We start from the raw sequence: 18038 nt of genomic DNA, 5'->3' as shown, positions 1-18038 counted from the left end.
AATACAGCCCACGCAGGATACAAAGGGATCAAACGGAGGTACTGGGCAATGTCTATCGATTTTGAACACACGGAACTAACGGAGCTGACGCCGAAAATCGCGGTCGTCGGTGTTGGCGGTGCGGGCTGTAATGCCGTCAACAACATGATCCGCGCACAGCTGCAGGGTGTCGACTTTGTCGTGGCGAACACGGACGCGCAGGCGCTTGCCAATGCGGAAGCTGACAACCGCATCCAGCTTGGCGTGCAGATTACCCAGGGGCTTGGCGCTGGCGCCCAGCCGAAGATTGGTCAGGCCGCTGCCGAAGAAGCGCATGACAGCATCGACGAGATGCTGAACGGGTGCCATATGGCCTTCATCACCGCCGGCATGGGCGGCGGTACCGGCACAGGGGCCGCGCCAGTGATTGCCAAGCGCGCACGCGAGCGTGGCATTCTGACGGTAGGTGTTGTCACCAAGCCGTTCCAGTTCGAAGGCGGTCGCCGCATGAAGATTGCGGAAGCCGGAATTAGTGAACTGGCACAGCATGTAGACACGCTGATCATCATTCCGAACCAGAACCTGTTCCGGGTGGCCAATGAGCGCACAACTTTCGCTGACGCTTTCAACATGGCAGATGATGTATTGCATTCGGGCGTACGCGGCATCACTGACCTGATGGTTATGCCTGGCCTGATCAACCTCGATTTTGCCGATGTACGTACCGTGATGTCTGAAATGGGCAAAGCCATGATGGGCACAGGCGAAGCGGAAGGCGAAAACCGGGCCCAGGAAGCTGCGGCTGCAGCCATTTCGAACCCGCTTCTTGAAGAAGCATCGCTCCAGGGTGCCAAGGGCGTGATCATCAATGTTACGGGCGGCATGGACATGACGCTTTATGAAGTCGATGAAGCCGTAAATATGGTTCGTGAACTGGTAGACCCAGAAGCACTGATCGTCTTCGGTTCCGCATTCAATCATGACTTGGAAGGCAAGCTGCGGGTATCCGTTGTTGCCACCGGTATCGAAGGCGGTGAAGGCAGCTATGCTATGCCTGTGCCACGGCGTACCGAAGCCCCGGTTGTTGAAGATGTACAGCCAGCGACAACACCTGAAGCCGAACCTGCAGCAGACGCTGGCATCTCGGAAGCAGAGGCCCAGACGGAAGAACCAGCTGCTGAAGTTGTTGCCACCAAAGCCGCAGATGATGAGGATAATATCGTCGCGGCAATGTCTTCGCTCAAGCAATCGATGGAAGCTCCTGAGGACTCTGAAGTTGATGAGGAAGACGATGACCTTGCTCATTCCATGTCCGTGCCACACGAGGAAGCGGAAGAAGATATCGAAGCCAAGGCCGTAGCCGCCCAAGGCGAAGATACCTTCATTGCCGAAGCTCCAATGACGCCGAAGGCCAGCCCACAGCAGATGAAGCAGCCAAGCGCGTTCCAGGAAGCGGCATACACCAACACGCCTGAACCAAAGGAAGAAGCAGAAAAGCCAGCCGCCGCTGAAGAGGCCGCGCCTCAGAAACGCAGCCTGTTTCAACTGATGACATCAGGCCTGCGGTCAAGCGATGAGCCTGTGGCGCCTGAAGTGCCGTCCAATGACGCGGGCCGCCAGGCGGCTGAACAGGCTGCAGAAGAGGCCGCGCCTGCTGTTGGTGGTGTAGACCCGGATGAGCGTCCAGCCCCAAAAGCGCCAACGGACCAGCTTGAAATCCCAAGCTTTCTAAGGCGTCAGAATAACCAATAAAAGTTGGCGGAAGCCAAAATAGGAAAGGCCGGGAATTCCCGGCCTTTTTTCATTGCAGCGCTATTTCACCCGCTTATAGGCAAACAGCATATCCCGCTCGGCATCGCCTTCCTTGAGTCTGACATACATGTTCATGGCATCATCTTCATGGCATCATCGCTGACGCGCTCAATAGTGAAGCCATCAAAATAGAGCGCGGTGTCAGTTACTTTCACCAGCGGGAAGTTGACAGTTTCGTCTTTTTCTTCCCAGCCCCTCAGGTCGCCATGAAAATGTTTCAGCTGCAGAAGCAGCGTGTTGCCCACTTCGCGGATAACCTCAAGCTCATAAAAATCCACCTTGCCGTCAGACACCAGCTTGAAGGCACCTGCCATGCTGTCGCCGAGGGGCGGTGACCAGTTTTCTTCCACTTGGCCACCGAATGCTTCCCCGCGCCAAAGGCCCGCTATCCAGGCGGCATCCGCAAGTGTCGCTGGCGGGGATGTCATGCCTTCGGTGAATGTAAGGGTTCTGCCTTCTGCAATCGCAGCAGGGCTAAGGTACGCAAAGAACAACAACAGGGCAGTGATGACAGGTTTCATTCTAGCCTCCTTCTGTTCTGAATGGTCAGCCCCAGCGCTTGAGGGCGTCTGTATCGCTTTCCTTGGCATCGACCCACTGGCCGCCCTCTGACGTTTCTTCCTTTTTCCAGAAGGGGGCTCGGGACTTGAGGAAATCCATCAGGAAATCCGCGGCCTCGAATGCGGCATGCCGGTGCGCACTCATGGTGATGACAAGCACTATATTGTCACCAGGCTCCAGTCGTCCGTACCTATGGATCACGCGGCAACCAACAAGAGGCCAGCGTTTTTCAGCTTCCTCCGCCACGCGGCCCAGTTCGGCTTCCGTCATGCCGGGATAGTGCTCAAGCGTCATGGCTTTCAGGTCGCCGTTCATGTCCCGTACGGTGCCGGTGAATGTCACAATGGCTCCGATGTCCACCCGTCCGTTCTTCAGGGCCGCAATCTCATCAGCAATCTGGAAATCCCCAGCCTGAACCGAGACACTTGCCATGATCAGCCCCCCGTGACGGGCGGGAAAAAGGCGACTTCGTCTGCGTCCGTCACCGGATGGTCCAAGCCTACGTGGGTCTGGTTGACCGCGATGCGCACGACCGATTTGTCGCCAAGTGCTGCTTTGTAGATGTCATTAATGCTGCAAAGGTGGTCAATCAGGTCTGAAACAGTGGCAATGCCTCCGGGCAATTGCATGCTCTCTTCCGATTTTCCGACCCGTTCCCGGATCCAGGCGAAATAGACGAGCTGCATGATCACACCATATGCTTTAGGCCAGCACGCAGATAATCGATACCGGTGTAGAGCGTCAGAATAGCGGCCATCCACAACAACCCGATGCCAATTTCATGCGCGGGCAATCCAAACTCTGGCGCGCCTTCAGACCAGACGAGTGCGCCAAGGGCGAACATCTGCACGGTCGTTTTCCATTTGGCAAGCATGGTAACGGGCACGCTAACCTGTGCGCCGGCCAGAAACTCGCGAAGGCCGGACACGAGCAGTTCCCGGCACATGATGATAACGGCTGCGATGACATGAAGGCCATCCACCCACCCGGCAAAAACAACCATCACAATAACGGCGGCGACCATCAGCTTGTCTGCGATTGGGTCCAGAAAGACGCCGATTTTGGAGACACTGCCTGTGGCGCGTGCCAGATAGCCATCGAAGAAATCTGTAATGGCTGCAAGCGCGAAGGTGGCGAAGGCCACATGGCTGCCCAGCGGCTGATCCATAAAAAAGGATGCCACGAGAACCGGGATAACGAAAATCCGGGACATGGTCAGAATGTTAGGCAAAGTCCACATGGGTTGTCCTGTGCTTGCAGTGATGCCGCAACAATAGCTGAAACGGCGGTGGCGTCAATGATTGCTGCCGAGTTTAATCAATCACGGAAATGATCGTAAATTTGCTGGGCCATGGCTTTGGAAATGCCGTCCACGCCTTCAAGATCGCGCACATCCGCATCGGCAACAGCCTTTGCGGAGCCAAAGTGATGGAGCAGGGCTTTCTTGCGCTTTGGACCAATGCCGGGAACGCCGTCCAGCGGCGATTTCCTGATGTCGCCCGAGCGGCGCGCCCGGTGGCTGCCGATGGCAAACCGGTGGGCCTCGTCCCTGAGGCGCTGCAGGTAATAGAGCACAGCGTCATTTTCCGGCAGCATGAAAGTGTCGCGCCCGGGCATATGAAACTGTTCGCGGCCCGCGTTTCTGTCTGGCCCCTTTGAGATGGCGACGACACATACATCTTCGGATACGCCAAGGTCATCCAGCACTTCCATGACGGAAGACAGTTGCCCCTTGCCGCCGTCGATCAGCAACACATCGGGCCAGTGGCCCCGGCCTTTGTCTGCATCTTCCTTCAACAGTCTTTTGAACCGGCGGCGCATGACTTCGCGCATCATGGCGAAGTCATCACCGGGCGCCGTTTCATCCGACTTGATGTTGAACTTGCGGTAGCTGTTCTTCATGAAGCCGTCAGGACCGGCCACGATCATGCCGCCAAGCGCGTTGGTGCCCTGAATGTGGCTGTTGTCATAGACCTCGATCCGCTCTGGCGGGTCATCAAGGCCGAAAAGGTCGGCAACGCCCTGAAGCAGTTTGGCCTGGCTGGCTGTTTCCGCCATGCGGCGTTCAAGGGCCTCGCGGGCGTTGCGACGGGCCTCACCCATCACTTCAGCCTTTTTGCCCCTGGCTGGTACCGAGATCGCGACTTTGCGTTCCATGCGCTCCGACAAGGCCTCTGAAAGCAGTTGCTGGTCGGGAATCTCATGCGACAGCAAAATCAGCCTCGGTGCAGGCTTGTTGTCATAGAACTGGGCAAGGAAGGCCGCCAGAACATCTTCGACGCCTTCGCTTTTGTCGTGCTTGGGGAAATAGGCCCGGTGGCCCCAGTTCTGCCCCGCGCGGAAGAAGAATACCTGGATGCCCACGGCGCCGGCGACTTCTTCGGCCGCGATCACATCGGCCTCGTCGACCATGGCGTTCACCATGGCCTGGTGGCTCTGGATGTGGGTAAGGGCATTGAGGCGGTCCCGGTAGACGGCGGCAACCTCGAATTCGAGCGCGTCACTGGCTTCCTGCATCGCAGAGGCGAATTTCTTCTGGATGCCGGATGTGCGGCCTTCCAGGAAAGCGCGCGTTTCCGAGACCATATCGTCATATTCCGCGTGGCTGACTTTGCCCACGCAGGGGCCTGAGCAGCGCTTGATCTGATAAAGCAGGCACACGCGTGTCCGGCTTTCAAGCGTCACGTCCGAGCAGGAACGCAGCTGGAATACCTTCTGCAATGTATTCAGCGTACGGTTTACCGCCGAGACACTGGCAAAGGGGCCAAAATACAGCCCTTTGTGTTTTCGCGCGCCGCGGTGCTTTGTGATCTGTGGCCATTCGTGGTCCTGACGCATCAGGATATAGGGGAATGACTTGTCGTCCTTCAGGAGCACATTGAACGGGGGCTTGAAGCGCTTGATCAATGATGCTTCAAGCAAAAGGGCTTCGGCTTCTGTCCGTGTGGTGACAAACACCATGGACTTTGTTGCAGCCACCATGCGCATCAGGCGAACCGTCAGGCGGTTTTCCTGCGTGTAGCTGGTGACGCGCTTCTTGATGTTTTTCGCCTTGCCAACATAAAGAACATCCCCGTGGGCATTCAGCATTCGGTACACGCCCGGGGCGGTAGGGGCCGTCCTCAAGTGTTCCTTGATGGTGTTGATGCCTATTTGCAGCGCTGTCTCAACCACGAAAAAAGTGATCCTTTATGTTCGTCATATGGACTTGTGCCGGAATGAGGCAGCAGAATCAATGACATGATTTTGTCATTTTGATTCGTCAAAAAGATTTCCACTGAACCTGTGGATAAGTTTGTGGGAAAAACCCAAGATGCAAGTGCAACATCGCTGTAACACTAGGTTTTATCCTTTTTGCCTAATTTTTGGGCAAAAAAGCTAAGTCATTGATTTATAAAGAACTAGGGTCAGTCAACCACTTAATTTTTACCATAACAATTTTGTATTGTTGTCTGATGATAGGCGTTATGGCAGCCGTTGATTCGGTGTGCAAAACTCACGCCGTTATCCCGCTCGCGTCAGGTGAAAAAGTTCAATTGTTACTAATTGGTTAAGGCCGTTTGTGGCGTTCTATTTCAACGCCGACGCTGGCCGCGCCTTCGACGGCTTCCAGCTTTTCCACCTTTACCCGGGCGGCAATGACCTGGTCATCTTCCAAGGCCATCTCAGCAATTTTCTCTGCCAAGGTTTCAACCAGGTTGATATGGCCGGTTTTGATGATGGCCTGAATCTTGGTTACGATGTCGTTGTAGCAAACAACATTCACCAGTTGGTCTTCATGGTGTTCGACTGTTTCGGCTACCGATAGGTCTACGTTGATGCGAACAGCCTGACGGGTATCTTTCTCATGTTCCCAGACGCCGATCTCGGCTTGGGTAACATAATCGCGGACAAAAACATGGCGAACCGAGCGGGCCGCATCTGCAAAAGGCAGGTGCAGGATGTTTGCTCTTACCAGTGCGTCATCGTGCGACATTACTCAGTCCTCCAGAATGTCCGGGGTACGCCAGGCCAAGTGCTGACCACCGTCCAAAGCCAGCATTTGCCCTGTAATCGACGGACTCTCAAGTAGAAAACGTACAGCCGCACAAATTTCTTCAAGGTCTGGCCCGTGCCCAAGAATCGTACTGGCGGCTTCTTGTTCAAATATTTCAGAGGTTTGGCGTGTGTTTTTGAGCGTCGGGCCGGGCCCGATTGCATTTACCCGAATGTTGGGCGCAAAGGCCTGCGCCATGGTCCGTGTGAGGGTCCAGAGGCCGGTTTTTGATGCGGTATAGGAAAAATATTGGGGATTCAGCTTCAGGACGCGCTGGTCGATCATATTGATGATCGTGCCCCTGGCACCTTCCGGAAGCCGTTCGGCAAAGGCCTGGGCCAACATGGCAGGGGCCCGCAGGTTCACGGCCTGATGGGCATCCCAGCTGTCCACGCTGAAAGTCTGGGCATCGTCTTTTTCAAACAGAGACGCGTTGTTGACAAGCAGCGTAAGAGGCTTGCCGAGGGCTTCTTCCGCTGCTGCAACAAGCCCGGCAGTATCTTCAGCATTCGTAAGGTCAGCCTGCACCGCAACAGCCCTGCCGTCATAGGCCTCGATATTGGCGACAACGTCTTCGGCTTCTTCCTCTGATCCGTGATAATGCACGGCGACGTCATAGCCGTAGGCTGCCAGGTCCATAGCGATGGCCCTGCCAATGCGGCGGCTGGCTCCGGTTACCAGTGCTGTCCGCGGCGCGCGCATCAGAGCGTCATCCCCATGGCGCTGGCGCTTTCAGCAGACTGCGCCAGATAGACGATATAGGCGATATAAAGCAGCACCATAATGGCGCCGGCCTTTTTGCCAACGTGACTGCGCGCCCGGGTAAAGGGTACCAGCAGAAGCGACGCCCCAAGCATGACCCACAGGTCAACCTGCAGGAAGCTGTCTGGCACAGGGATCGTGCCCACCATTGAGGCTACGCCTACAATGGACAGCAGGTTGAATATATTGGAGCCGATTACGTTACCCACGGCAACGTCGCAGTGGCCGCGTACCGCAGCCACCAGTGCCGTGATCAGTTCCGGAAGGCTTGTGCCAAGAGCAACCAATGTCAGGCCGATGACGGCTTCTGAAACGCCAAATTCGCGGGCGATTACAACAGCACCTTCAACCAACATATCAGCGCCAAAGATCAGGCCGACGAGACCCCCCACAACCATGATCGTGGCCAAGCGGTAGCTGTCAGGTTTGTGCTGAAGCTCTTCCATCTCCTCAAGCTCTTTCGCGGCTTCGATCGGGCATGCTTTGCGGCGAGCAATGGAATAGCCGATAAACAGAGTAAGGAAGGCCAGCAGGATAAGGCCCTGCTGCCAGGCAAAAGATCCGCTGAAGGCCATAGCCATAAAGAGCACAGTGGAAACCAGCATGAATATAAGGTTGCGGCCGAGGCGCGGCGCAGAGCAAACCATTGGCGCGATCATGGCTGGAAGGCCCACCACCAGCAGCACGTTGGCGATATTGGACCCAACAACATTACCCAGCGCAAGGGCGGGTACATTGTTCAAAACTGCGTCCACACCAACGACAAGTTCAGGTGCGGATGTTCCAAAGGCGACAATGGTCAGGCCGATGATCAGCTTGGAAACGCCAGCACGGCGCGCAAGCGAAACGGATCCACGAACGAGATAGTCGCCGGCAACTACCAACAATACCAATCCGGCAACAACTTGAATGTAAGCCATACGGTGATCGAATCCTTTTTTACTCGGCCCCAAACACGCCGTTTCGGCTTATATAGGGATTCATTTCCGCAAAAGAAAGTCAGTAACCGAGATTTGTATCCAGCAAATTCTCCGGGCTCTCGCCGTTTTCGATCCGTTTAATGTTCCTGAGCACATATTCCGCAGCCGTGTCAGGGCGGGTGATGGCCGCACTGTGCGGCGTGATGATGACTGTGTCATAGCCCCAAAGGGGGTGATCCTTCGGCAGTGGTTCTTCTGGGAACACGTCAAGGGATGCACCCGCGATATAGCCGCTGTCGAGTAAGGCCATCAGGTCGTCCAGCACAATCAGGCTGCCGCGGCCGGCGTTGATGACGCTGGCACCTTCCGGTAGGCGCGACAGACGGTCGAAATCCAGCAGGCCTTCGGTTTCCTTGGTGGAAGGCAACAGCCCCACCACTATGTCTGTGCGTGCAAGGAAATCATCCAGTTGTTCCATGCCGGTGAAATGGGCCACCAGGTCGTCATCCTTGGGGCTTCGGGACCAGGCGGCGATATTGTAGCCAAGCGGCTTCAAGGCCTGCGCCGCACGCTGCCCGAGCGCGCCATAGCCCAGAATGCCAACCCGCACATCCTTGGCGGCAAGGGAGAACACGCGCTTCCACTGGTTCTTGCGCTGGGCGGCCAGAAGCTGGGGCGTCTGGCGGTGGTGCATCAGTACATTCATCAATATATATTCAGCCATGCCTTCCTTGAGGCCTTCGTCGCCCATGCGGATGATGGGCACGTCCTTTGGCAGGTCTGGGTCACGCGTCAGGTGATCAACCCCCGCGCCGAGGGAGAAGATCGCCTTGATGTTGGGGTAGCGCGCCAGAAGGCCGGGTTCCGGCTCCCACACGAAAGCGTAGGCGTCACCGTCCTCTGGACTGCCCCAGTCCGGGTTGCCGAGGAATTCGACCTTGGGGTCGATGGCGTGGATGCACTGGCGCCAGATATCGTGCGGATAATCGGCCAGGTAAAACAGAATGCGGGTCATGGGGCGTGTCTCCCTTTTACTTAACTTTTGTCGCTAGCGTGTCGTGGTGGCCCACAATCAGCTCCCGCAGGTGGAAGCTGATGTCCGCCCGGTTCTTGAAGCCTGCTTCCACGGCGGCTTGCTCAAACGCTTCTGTGGGCAGGTCTGGGCTTTCCGCGAATGTCTTCAGGCTTTCATGAAAGCCAATTGTGAAGGCATCCACGTCTGATCCCATCGTCACCGTGAAGATGACATTGGTCACTTGCCCCGTTTTGGCAAGATATTCATTTTCCCGACGGCGTTGGCTCAGGAGCGCATCGTGCTTGCCCGCTGCCGCATTGAACATTTCAATATGGTAAAGGCCGGTACCGCTGTTCATCGCTTGAATCTTGCTCCAGGGCGTTTCAGACGTGGCTAGGAAACGAAGCTCATAATCCACCAAAAGGCGGGTTGATGCCCTGAGGAGAGTAGACCACAAAGATTTGAACTTGGCGCATTTTTCGCTGGTGCAGCTATCCCCATAGGGGGCCAGCAACATCAGGTCCCACTGGTCTCCTTGGCTATGTCGCATAATTATGGGGCGAGTGCCTTCAACCTCATCCCAATCGGTTTCTTTGATTTGCTTTAAAAGTTCAGGAAGCTTGCCCGGTGCCGCCCGGTACTGCGTTACCAGATAGTCGTCTGCGGCTGCTGCCACGCCGTTTAGTGCAATTAGGCAAGCCATTATAATGGTGCGCACGTTGCTCCCCCTTTATGGTTTTGATCTTATCTAGGTCATAATATTGAAAAGTCCGCTTGAAAAGCGCCCGGGAATCAACTATTTGTGCGCCCAAGCAAGGGTGCTGACGAAAAGTTGCGTGTTTTCCTTGCATTTTGAAGACGTGCACCTTATGTTGCGCGCCTCGAATCAAGGTGTTCACGGATTTCGTGGGCCCGAACGAACAGCCCGGCAGCGCCATATGTTGGCCCCGGCGAGTGAAAAGGTTAGAAAAATGGCAGTTCCAAAGAGAAAAGTTACCCCGTCTCGCCGTGGTATGCGTCGTTCGCATGATGCCCTGAAGGCGGTTAACTACCAGGAAGACTCGCACACTGGTGAGTACAAGCTGCGTCACCACATCGACCTGAAGACAGGTATGTACCGTGGTAAGCAGATTCTGGAGCCTAAAGGCGACTTCTAAGCCTTAGCTTCCTCCTGAAGAAAAAAGCCGGCCCCTCAGCATCTGAGCGGCCGGTTTTTCTTTGCCTTCAGACCGGATGCTTGGGGGCCGCCCTAACGCGTTCTGCCATAGTTCAGGACGAACGAGAACGATAACAGGTCGTGCGGGTAACGACCGCCTGCGATCCAGCTGGTGATGATAAAGGGCCAGATAACAGCCGCGAAGTCAGAGACCGGTTCGCCCCATAGATGATTTATCCACTGTAGCCACCAGATGCTGGCACCAAGCATCAGGGAACGCATCAGGGCCTGCCAGAAGTTCAGGGGCTGTAGGTCGAGCGTCAGTGCCTGAAGCCCCAGGATGCGCTTGCCGATGGTGGCCCGCCATTTGGACGCTTCGAAAAAGGGTGTCATAGCGAGATAGGCGATAAAGGCGATGTCCGCGTGTTTGATATGGGCCTCCAGCCCGTAGAGCTTCGCGAAGATAATCAGGGGAATCGACACAATCGCCAGGTCGATCGCCATCGCAACCAGGCGGTAGAATGGGTATACGGGCCCTGCCTGTGGGCGTTTCGGGTCACGTGGTTTGCGTTTGTGCAGCTTGCTGCCGCCCTTGACCCCGAACCCATCTGCCTTGGAATGCAGCGGTGCGGCGGGCAGGTCCTTGAGGAAAGCAATCTCGCTGTAGTCAAACCGGTTCAGAAGGTCATGAAAGCGGAAAGACCAGCCAAACTGGGTATTGAGGTAGGCAAGGATAGTGTCCCCCACCTTCAGGTGCCACTGGTCGCCCCGAAGCTTCATCTGGGTCGCCTGGTGTTTGATGATCAGGGCCAACAGCCTTTCACCTACTTCAGCTCGGAAGGCTTCATCCAGCAGCAGGGGCTCTTTTTCTATGAAGCGCCATTTCTCGGGTATATGAATGTCTGGGTTCTTGGCAAGCAGTGCTTGTACCTTGTCCAACATCCTGGCGGCTGCGGCTTCATCGATGGCCTGAACTTCGTCAGCAGATGTTCCTGGCGCCGGGTGGCCTTCAATAGAGTCCATGCTGTCGGCGGCTGTTTCTACCCATACGTCAGCTGGTTTGGGCCCTTCGCCTCCTGCTTCATCAGGCGCCTCTTGGGGGGCTTCCTGCCCCTCCGGGGCTGCCATCATGTCAATGTCGTCAAAGGAAAGGACGGAAGCAGCGGGCACGGTCCTCCCGGTTTCAGCGAGTTTCAGCGCGCGCTTGTAGGCATCATGCAGCTGCTTGAAGGCCTCCGGGTGTTCGTCAGGGCGGGTTTCCTTCAGCTTCCGTGAGTAGGCTTTCTTGATGTCTCGCTTGTTTTCCGTGGGCTCAATGCCCAAACGGGACCATGGGAAAGTCATAACATGCTGCCCGGGTCCAGTTGGTCAAGGGCTTCGCTGAATTGCTCGCGGGCTTTGGCGATATCCGATTCTTTCTGGCTATCGAGCACACTCTCGAATTCTGCCAGATAGCGTCCGATCAGGGTCCGCCGCTCCCCAAGGGATGTCAGGTACAGCTTCTCCGCCCGGGAAATCAGAATCAGATTTTCCTCTTTTTCGCGGGGATGGAACTTGAGGCCAGCCAGCCGGGCGCGCGATTTTTCAATTTCTTCCTGCGTCAGGGACCCTGGCGACTGCTCGATCACATGATTGATGACCTGGCCGGTGCTGTTGATCTTAACATCAACCTCCAGGAGGCCGTTCATGTCGTAGCTGTAGCGCACGTCAATTGTCTGCTCACCTGCCGGGCCTTTGGGCACTGTGACGGCAACAGAGCCCAGGAAAATATTCTGCTCCACCAGCCGATGCTCGCCCTGGAATACGTTGACCTCCATGCGCCGCTGATTTTTTACGACCGTCGCCAGGGTCTCGACATGGCTTGTGGGTACGACGCTGTTGCGTTCGATAAGCGGCAGGAAAAAGCCCGCCTTGCCGGAACCAGATGGGTCGACCACCTCTGTTCCCAGCGTGTAGGGGCATACGTCTGTCAGGACAACATCATCCAGCGTCTTGTCGCGCGCCTTGAGGCCAGCCTGCACAGCGGCCCCCATGGCGACAACAAGATCCGGGTCAAGGTGACCGGCTGGGATGCGCTTGAAAAGAGTGCCAACCATATTGCGGAAGACGGGCATGCGCGTCGCGCCGCCTACCAGCAAAACCTCGGTCACATCAGGAACCCTGAGGCTGGCATCGCGCAGGGCTTGTTCGATGGGGTGGCGCACCCGCATCAATTGGGGCTGGGTGCATTCCTTGAACCATTCAGGAGTGGCCTCGAAGCGCACGGCTTTGCCGCCCAGGTCCAGCTCTATGGCCATGCTGTCCTGTGTGTGGATTTTGCGTTTGACCTGCTCAAGCCGGTCATAGAGCTGCTGCAACTCAGACTTTCCAAGCTTATCCTTGTCGATACCCACGGCTTTGCAGAAGCTGCCAACCATCGCCTCAAGGAAGTCTTCCCCGCCCAGGAAATTGTCCCCCGCGCTGGCGTGAACTTCCATAATCCCGTCGAAATACTCAAGGATGGACACATCGAAGGTGCCACCGCCCATATCCAGGACGACAAACATGCCTTCCGCCCGTTCATGCAGCCCGTATGCGAGCGCCGCAGCTGTCGGCTCGTTGATCAAACGTCGGACAGTCAGCCCGGCAATTTCCCCGGCCTGCTTGGTGGCATGTCGCTGATTGTCGTTGAAATAGGCTGGTACGCTGATGATGGCTTCGGTCACTTCCTCGCCCAGATGGGCTTCGGCATCTTCCTTGAGGGCCTTAAGGACAAACGCGGATAGCTCCGTTGCGGTGAAGCGTTTTTTGCCAAGGCTCACCTGATGGTTCGTGCCCATCAGGCGCTTGAACACCCCCACCGTGTTGTCTGGGTGGGTGATCAGCCGGTTCTTGGCCACCTTGCCAACAATGACATTGTTGTCGCCGTCCAGCCCGACCACCGAAGGCGTCAGGTAATCACCACTTCTGTTGGGGATCAGCTCAACTTCGCCATCCCGCCAGAAACCGCAGGCGCTATTGGTTGTTCCTAAATCAATTCCGATAATTGTCATACCAACTTCACAAGCTGCTGTTTCAGGGATTAGGATATGGAAGCATGAAGCATCATGTCTGGCATAGTGTTTTCATGACATGGATGTGTCAATGTTCGTATCGGATATTGCTTCGATCAAACAAGGCGGAGGACGGCGAAATGAAAATGATAAAGGGCGTGTTGCTGGGGGCCGGGTTGTTGCTTGTGACGGCCTGTATGACAACCAACGAGGTGACTGGTCGGTCCCAGTTCATCATCATTCCCCCCAGCCAGGATGCCGCCCTTGGCCTTGAGGCCATGAACGAAGTCAAAAAGTCAGCTCCAGTTCAGACCTCGGGGCCGATGGCAGAAAGGGTGCAGCGCATCGGTGCCCGCATCGTTGCCATATCTGACGCACCGAACCTGGGCTGGGAATTCGTTGTGATCGACGAGCCTGTCCTGAACGCCTGGGCGCTGCCTGGCGGAAAGGTGGCCATTTACAGCAAGATGGTCGAAAGCTTCACATCCGACGAAGAACTGGCTGCAGTGATCGGGCATGAGATTGCTCACGCGGTGCTGCGCCACGGCGCAGAACAGATGAGCCGTGCCCAGATGCAGAACCTGCTGATCATCGGTGCTGGCGTGGCCGTTGGTGCAACGACAGAGGATGATGAAACTGCCCAGATGGCAGTTGGCCTCGCCTCGCTTGCGACAGCCGGCTTTGTGCAGTTGCCCCATAGCCGCAAGATGGAGCTGGAGGCCGACCATGTAGGCACCATGTATATGGCCAAGGCGGGGTATGACCCACGCGCGTCTGTTCGGCTTTGGCAGCGCATGAAGACGCTGAAGGAAGGTGGGGGGCAGCCTCCGACCTTCCTGTCCACACACCCGTCGGACGACAAGCGCATTTCACGCCTTGAGGAACGCATGGAAGAATATCTTTCCTACTACCGGAAATAATAAAAGTTTAATAAAAACAATTAGGTAACTTGTCTGTTTGGTAATCTTTTGTCACGTTTTGGGACAGGGAGTGCAGAACGCGCGCAAATGCGCCCAACAGGCAGGGCAAAATGACCGAACATGAAATCCATCAGTTGGCGCAAGACTATATAGGGTATTTTGCCCTTGGCGCAGAGGCGCAAGACGCGCAGTTCAAGGCTGTGGAAAAGCTATGGAAGCTGTGCCGGGAAGACCCGTCCATCGGCTTCCGGGTGATCTGGGTCGCGGTCAATCTTGTGAACGCGGACAATCTGAAAGCGCTGTCGTTCCTTGGTACAGGGCCACTGGAAGACCTGATCAAATTTCACGGAAACGAATATCTGAATCTCATGATCGAGGCTGCGCGCGAGAATGCAAATTTTTGCGTGGCGCTTTCCTGTGTCTGGCGGCATGCCGTCAGCGAAAATGCCTGGGCGGAGCTGAGTGGCGCCATGCCGCAAATCCGTGCGTCTCATGGACGGATGCAGCCTGCTTAAAGCACAACCTTTTTGGAGTTAGGCGAAATCGAGGCCGATATCTACAGCGGGCGCTGATTGGGTCAGTCTGCCGACGGAGATATAATCCACACCTGTTTCAGCAATAGACCTGATGGTATTGAGGTTCACACCACCTGAGGCTTCACATGGGATGGCACCATCCACAATCGCGCGCGCCTGCCTGAGCATCGCGGGCGGCATGTTGTCCAGAAGCAGGCTATTGGCACCTGCCTTCACTGCTTCGCGCACCTGCTCAAGTGTATCGCATTCAACCTGGATGTCATTGCGGCCTGCGGCTTTGGCACCCGCCACAGCTTTCTCAACCGAGCCGGCGACAGCGATATGGTTGTCCTTGATCATCACGGCATCAAACAGGCCCATACGGTGGTTCTTCGCGCCGCCCATCGCGGTAGCGTACTTGCCAAGTTTCCTAAGGCCAGGGATGGTTTTCCGTGTATCCAGAAGCGTGGCGCCGGTGCCCTTGATCTGGTCTACATATTGGCGGGTCAGCGTTGCGATACCCGACAGGTGCTGCACGATATTCAGCGCAGTGCGCTCGGCGGACAGCATGGCTCTGGCCTTGCCTTCAACCCGCATGATGGCGGTGCCGGGGTCGACCTTGTCGCCGTCGTGGGCAAAGAACTCGATCGTGCAGTCAGGGTCAAGCCGCCTGAAGATGGGGGTCGTCAGCGGCAGGCCAGCCAGCACCATCACTTCGCGGGCATTCATGGTGGCCGTCAGGCGCGCGTCCTCGGGGATCACCGTTTCGCAGGTTACATCACCCGTGGCGATGTCTTCCGCGAAAGCGGTGTCGATAAAGGCGTCGATTTCCGCCGTCGAGAGTGGAAAATCGGTCATGTGCCTTGCTCCCTGGCGGATATGATTACGCGCCGATGGCGGATACGTCTTTGCCGGTATTGATGGCCGCGCTCAGTTCCAGCATCTTGCGAAGTGGCTTTTCCGCAGCCTCGCGAGTCTCTTCATCAAGCTCAATCTCAGGCCCTTCGTCACGCAGGCAAAGATACAGCTTTTCCATAGTGTTGAGCGCCATGAACGGGCAGGTGTTGCAGCTGCAATTGCCGTCTGCGCCCGGTGCACCGATGAAGGTTTTCTCTGGCGACGCTTTTTCCATCTGGTGGATGATGTGCGGCTCAGTGGCCACAATGACGGTGTCGCTCTCTGTTTCTGATGCGAACTTGAGGATCGAGCTGGTGGAGCCAACATGGTCTGCGTGCTGCACGATGTTATCCGGGCACTCAGGGTGCGCGGCGACCGGCGCGTTCGGGTGCTTGGCCTTCAGCTTGATCAGCTCTTTTTCGCTGAACAGTTCGTGGACAATACAGGTGCCTTGCCACAAAAGCATATCGCGGCCCAGCTTGCGCGACAGGTACCCGCCCAAGTGACGGTCTGGCGCGAAGATGACCTTCTGGTCTGCGGGCAGCGAGCTTACGATATGTTCGGCGTTTGAGCTGGTCACGATAATGTCTGTCAGGGCCTTCACGGCGGCTGAGCAGTTGATGTAGCTCAGCACCATATGGTCCGGGTGGGCTTTCACAAACTTCTCGAATTCGTCCGGGGGGCAGCTGTCTTCAAGGCTGCAGCCTGCGGCCAGGTCAGGCAGTACCACTTTTTTCTGTGGGCTCAGGATTTTGGCGACTTCGGCCATGAAGCGCACACCACAGAAGACGATCATGTCGGCATCGGTTTCCGCTGCCTTGCGCGAGAGGTCGAGGCTGTCGCCCACAAAATCTGCGATGTCCTGGATTTCCGGTGCCTGATAATAATGTGCCAGGATAACCGCATTCTTTTCTTTACGCAGGCGCTGGATCTCGGCCACGAGGTCGAGGGTGGGATCAACAGCGGTGCTCGTTTGCAAATTCATGTCAGTCTCCTGCACGCAATACTAAAAACCTATTGGTGCCGCATAGATAGCCCCACGAAAGCCTAAAGGCAAGGCTTAGGCGGGAAGGCGATATTCGCTCATTAGTGTTGCTGGCCCATCGGTCATCACGCGGCCTTCATCCACCAGCGCAATCAGGTGCCCAAGCACGGACCGGGCGGCCGCTGGATGCAGCGCTTTGTTCACATCTTTATACATGCGGCTGACCATTATATCGATGGTCAAAGGGCCATCTTCAAGATGCCTCAGAATTTGGCCTTCGCGCATACGCCGGTGGGTGATGATGCCGCGAATGAAGGGTTCGGGGTCTTCGACTGCCGGGCCGTGGGTTGGCAAAAGGCGCTTTGGCTTTTCCTCAATCGTACGCTTGAGGCTTTTTAGATACGCGCGCATGTCGCCGTCAGGCGGGGAAATCACTGTCGTGGCCCATCCCATGATATGGTCGCCGCAGAACAGGGTCTGTTCTTCTTCCAGCATGAAGCACAGATGGTTGGCGGTGTGGCCGGGGGTAAAGATGGCACGCAGGGTCCAACTGTCGCCAGATACACGGTCGCCGTCCGCCAGCTTGTGGTCTGGCATGAAGGCATGATCCGCGCCAGCTTCCACTTCCTCGCCGTCAAGGCCACCCTTCCGGCCTGCGCCGTGGGGGCCGAAGGCGTATATCGGGGCACCTGTTTTATCGCTGAGCCAGGCGCTGAGGGGCGAATGGTCGATATGACTGTGGGTTACCATTATGTGGCTGATGGTTTTTCCCTTGGTTGCCTCAAGGATGGCGTTGCCGTGGGCTTCCATCATCGGCCCGGGGTCGATCACAGCCACATTCTGGCCACTACCCACAATGTAGGTGCCGGTGCCGGTGTAGGTGTATGGGCTTGGGTTTTTGCACAAAACGCGGGTGATCAGCGGGGAAATGGTCTCCGCTTCGCCGTATGGGGCATTCAGGTCATGGATGAAATCGGCGCTCATAAGGTCTCCAAAGGCATGTCCAATGGGTAACCTGTGTCGCATTCGCTGAAAAGCAAAATGACAGAAATCTGATTTTTTGGGAAGGGTGGTTCGGAGCCGACCGCACCAAAGCGGATTGAGGTGGGGCAAGAGGCGCGGCCGACTCCAATGGCTGGGTCTTCAACAAATTGGCAGCTGCGAAGACCCGAAACTCAGGAACCTGGTATCTGGTGGCAGCCGGAGTGCCAGGTTCGCCTTCATAGTCGCAAACCCCGTGCCAGAAATGATGCCTTTGATTTTCAACAGTTTGGAGGGCTATAAAAAGAACATCAGCTCATTCTGTGCCGACTTGGGACAGAGTTGTCCCAATATGAGACATGTTCATGTGTCTCGATTTGATCCAGAATGGGGCGCTTTATCTTCAGCGGCTTCTTCAGTGACATCTATAAAAGCGCTAGGTGGGGGCGGCTGTTTCCGCTAGGGTT

General features: G+C 56.2%; 19 protein-coding genes. 4 read left to right on the top strand and 15 right to left on the bottom strand.

Annotation, left to right across the window (positions count from 1 at the left end):
- Positions 1 to 48 precede the first annotated feature (48 nt).
- Positions 49 to 1731, top strand: coding sequence for a cell division protein FtsZ (gene ftsZ / locus ACFO5Q_RS08785; RefSeq protein WP_068152032.1), 1683 nt, complete (start codon positions 49 to 51; stop codon positions 1729 to 1731).
- A 131-nt stretch (positions 1732 to 1862) separates the two neighbouring features.
- Here ftsZ and ACFO5Q_RS08780 read toward each other — a convergent pair whose 3' ends face one another.
- The 10 genes from ACFO5Q_RS08780 to ACFO5Q_RS08735 all read right to left on the bottom strand — a co-directional run bounded on the left by ACFO5Q_RS08780 (position 1863) and on the right by ACFO5Q_RS08735 (position 9803).
- Positions 1863 to 2312, bottom strand: coding sequence for a DUF6265 family protein (locus ACFO5Q_RS08780; protein WP_197421286.1), 450 nt, complete (start codon positions 2310 to 2312; stop codon positions 1863 to 1865).
- 25 nt (positions 2313 to 2337) lie between these two features.
- Complete coding sequence (locus tag ACFO5Q_RS08775) at positions 2338 to 2784, bottom strand: molybdenum cofactor biosynthesis protein MoaE (RefSeq protein WP_068152035.1); 447 nt, start codon at positions 2782 to 2784, stop codon at positions 2338 to 2340.
- Positions 2785 to 2786: 2 nt separating this feature from the next.
- On the bottom strand, positions 2787 to 3038 hold the full coding sequence (moaD, locus tag ACFO5Q_RS08770) for a molybdopterin converting factor subunit 1 (RefSeq protein WP_269448989.1): 252 nt from the start codon (positions 3036 to 3038) through the stop codon (positions 2787 to 2789).
- Between the two features lie 2 nt (positions 3039 to 3040).
- Positions 3041 to 3592, bottom strand: a complete 552-nt coding sequence (gene pgsA, locus ACFO5Q_RS08765; RefSeq protein ID WP_068152039.1) for a CDP-diacylglycerol--glycerol-3-phosphate 3-phosphatidyltransferase — start codon at positions 3590 to 3592, stop codon at positions 3041 to 3043.
- A gap of 77 nt (positions 3593 to 3669) precedes the next feature.
- Positions 3670 to 5526 carry an excinuclease ABC subunit UvrC gene (uvrC, locus tag ACFO5Q_RS08760; protein WP_068152042.1) on the bottom strand — a complete coding sequence of 619 codons (1857 nt, stop codon included), beginning with the start codon at positions 5524 to 5526 and terminating at the stop codon, positions 3670 to 3672.
- 376 nt (positions 5527 to 5902) lie between these two features.
- On the bottom strand, positions 5903 to 6328 hold the full coding sequence (locus tag ACFO5Q_RS08755) for a dihydroneopterin aldolase (RefSeq protein WP_068152044.1): 426 nt from the start codon (positions 6326 to 6328) through the stop codon (positions 5903 to 5905).
- Between the two features lie 3 nt (positions 6329 to 6331).
- On the bottom strand, positions 6332 to 7090 hold the full coding sequence (locus ACFO5Q_RS08750) for an SDR family oxidoreductase (RefSeq protein WP_068152047.1): 759 nt from the start codon (positions 7088 to 7090) through the stop codon (positions 6332 to 6334).
- Positions 7090 to 8070, bottom strand: coding sequence for a calcium/sodium antiporter (locus tag ACFO5Q_RS08745; RefSeq protein WP_068152049.1), 981 nt, complete (start codon positions 8068 to 8070; stop codon positions 7090 to 7092). Before ACFO5Q_RS08745 ends, ACFO5Q_RS08750 begins: the two co-directional genes overlap by 1 nt.
- Before the next feature lie 79 nt (positions 8071 to 8149).
- Positions 8150 to 9085 (bottom strand): 2-hydroxyacid dehydrogenase, encoded by a 936-nt coding sequence (locus ACFO5Q_RS08740; RefSeq protein WP_068152052.1) that lies wholly within the window; start codon positions 9083 to 9085, stop codon positions 8150 to 8152.
- Between the two features lie 16 nt (positions 9086 to 9101).
- The gene (locus ACFO5Q_RS08735) at positions 9102 to 9803 is read right to left on the bottom strand and encodes a hypothetical protein (protein WP_156432057.1); all 702 of its coding nucleotides are present in this window, start codon (positions 9801 to 9803) and stop codon (positions 9102 to 9104) included.
- 253 nt (positions 9804 to 10056) lie between these two features.
- Here ACFO5Q_RS08735 and rpmF point away from each other — a divergent pair, with 253 nt between their 5' ends.
- Entirely contained in the window at positions 10057 to 10242 is a 186-nt protein-coding gene (gene rpmF, locus ACFO5Q_RS08730) for a 50S ribosomal protein L32 (RefSeq protein ID WP_068152552.1), read from the top strand.
- 92 nt (positions 10243 to 10334) lie between these two features.
- On the opposite strand, the gene ACFO5Q_RS08725 is transcribed toward rpmF, so the two are convergent.
- Together ACFO5Q_RS08725 and ACFO5Q_RS08720 are read right to left on the bottom strand one after the other, a co-directional pair.
- The gene (locus tag ACFO5Q_RS08725; RefSeq protein ID WP_068152055.1) at positions 10335 to 11585 is read right to left on the bottom strand and encodes an RDD family protein; all 1251 of its coding nucleotides are present in this window, start codon (positions 11583 to 11585) and stop codon (positions 10335 to 10337) included.
- Positions 11582 to 13273, bottom strand: coding sequence for a molecular chaperone HscC (locus ACFO5Q_RS08720; RefSeq protein ID WP_068152059.1), 1692 nt, complete (start codon positions 13271 to 13273; stop codon positions 11582 to 11584). Before ACFO5Q_RS08720 ends, ACFO5Q_RS08725 begins: the two co-directional genes overlap by 4 nt.
- 140 nt (positions 13274 to 13413) lie before the next feature.
- On the opposite strand from ACFO5Q_RS08720, the gene ACFO5Q_RS08715 reads away from it, so the two are divergent.
- Both ACFO5Q_RS08715 and ACFO5Q_RS08710 read left to right on the top strand, forming a co-directional pair.
- Positions 13414 to 14193 carry a M48 family metallopeptidase gene (locus ACFO5Q_RS08715; protein ID WP_068152063.1) on the top strand — a complete coding sequence of 260 codons (780 nt, stop codon included), beginning with the start codon at positions 13414 to 13416 and terminating at the stop codon, positions 14191 to 14193.
- Between the two features lie 110 nt (positions 14194 to 14303).
- Positions 14304 to 14708: a DUF6869 domain-containing protein gene (locus ACFO5Q_RS08710; RefSeq protein ID WP_068152066.1), complete on the top strand. Its 405-nt coding sequence runs from the start codon at positions 14304 to 14306 to the stop codon at positions 14706 to 14708.
- 18 nt (positions 14709 to 14726) lie between these two features.
- On the opposite strand, the gene nadC is transcribed toward ACFO5Q_RS08710, so the two are convergent.
- The 3 genes from nadC to ACFO5Q_RS08695 form a co-directional block, all read right to left on the bottom strand.
- Complete coding sequence (nadC, locus tag ACFO5Q_RS08705) at positions 14727 to 15566, bottom strand: carboxylating nicotinate-nucleotide diphosphorylase (protein ID WP_068152069.1); 840 nt, start codon at positions 15564 to 15566, stop codon at positions 14727 to 14729.
- 25 nt (positions 15567 to 15591) lie between these two features.
- Positions 15592 to 16590 carry a quinolinate synthase NadA gene (nadA, locus tag ACFO5Q_RS08700; RefSeq protein ID WP_068152071.1) on the bottom strand — a complete coding sequence of 333 codons (999 nt, stop codon included), beginning with the start codon at positions 16588 to 16590 and terminating at the stop codon, positions 15592 to 15594.
- 75 nt (positions 16591 to 16665) lie between these two features.
- The gene (locus tag ACFO5Q_RS08695) at positions 16666 to 17574 is read right to left on the bottom strand and encodes an MBL fold metallo-hydrolase (protein WP_068152072.1); all 909 of its coding nucleotides are present in this window, start codon (positions 17572 to 17574) and stop codon (positions 16666 to 16668) included.
- Positions 17575 to 18038 lie beyond the last annotated feature (464 nt).

The sequence above is a fragment of the Kordiimonas lipolytica genome, assembly GCF_042651265.1.
Taxonomy (GTDB): Bacteria; Pseudomonadota; Alphaproteobacteria; order Sphingomonadales; family Kordiimonadaceae; genus Kordiimonas; species Kordiimonas lipolytica.
Note: the sequence above shows the minus strand (reverse complement) of the source record. Positions and strands in the feature narration are given on the sequence as shown.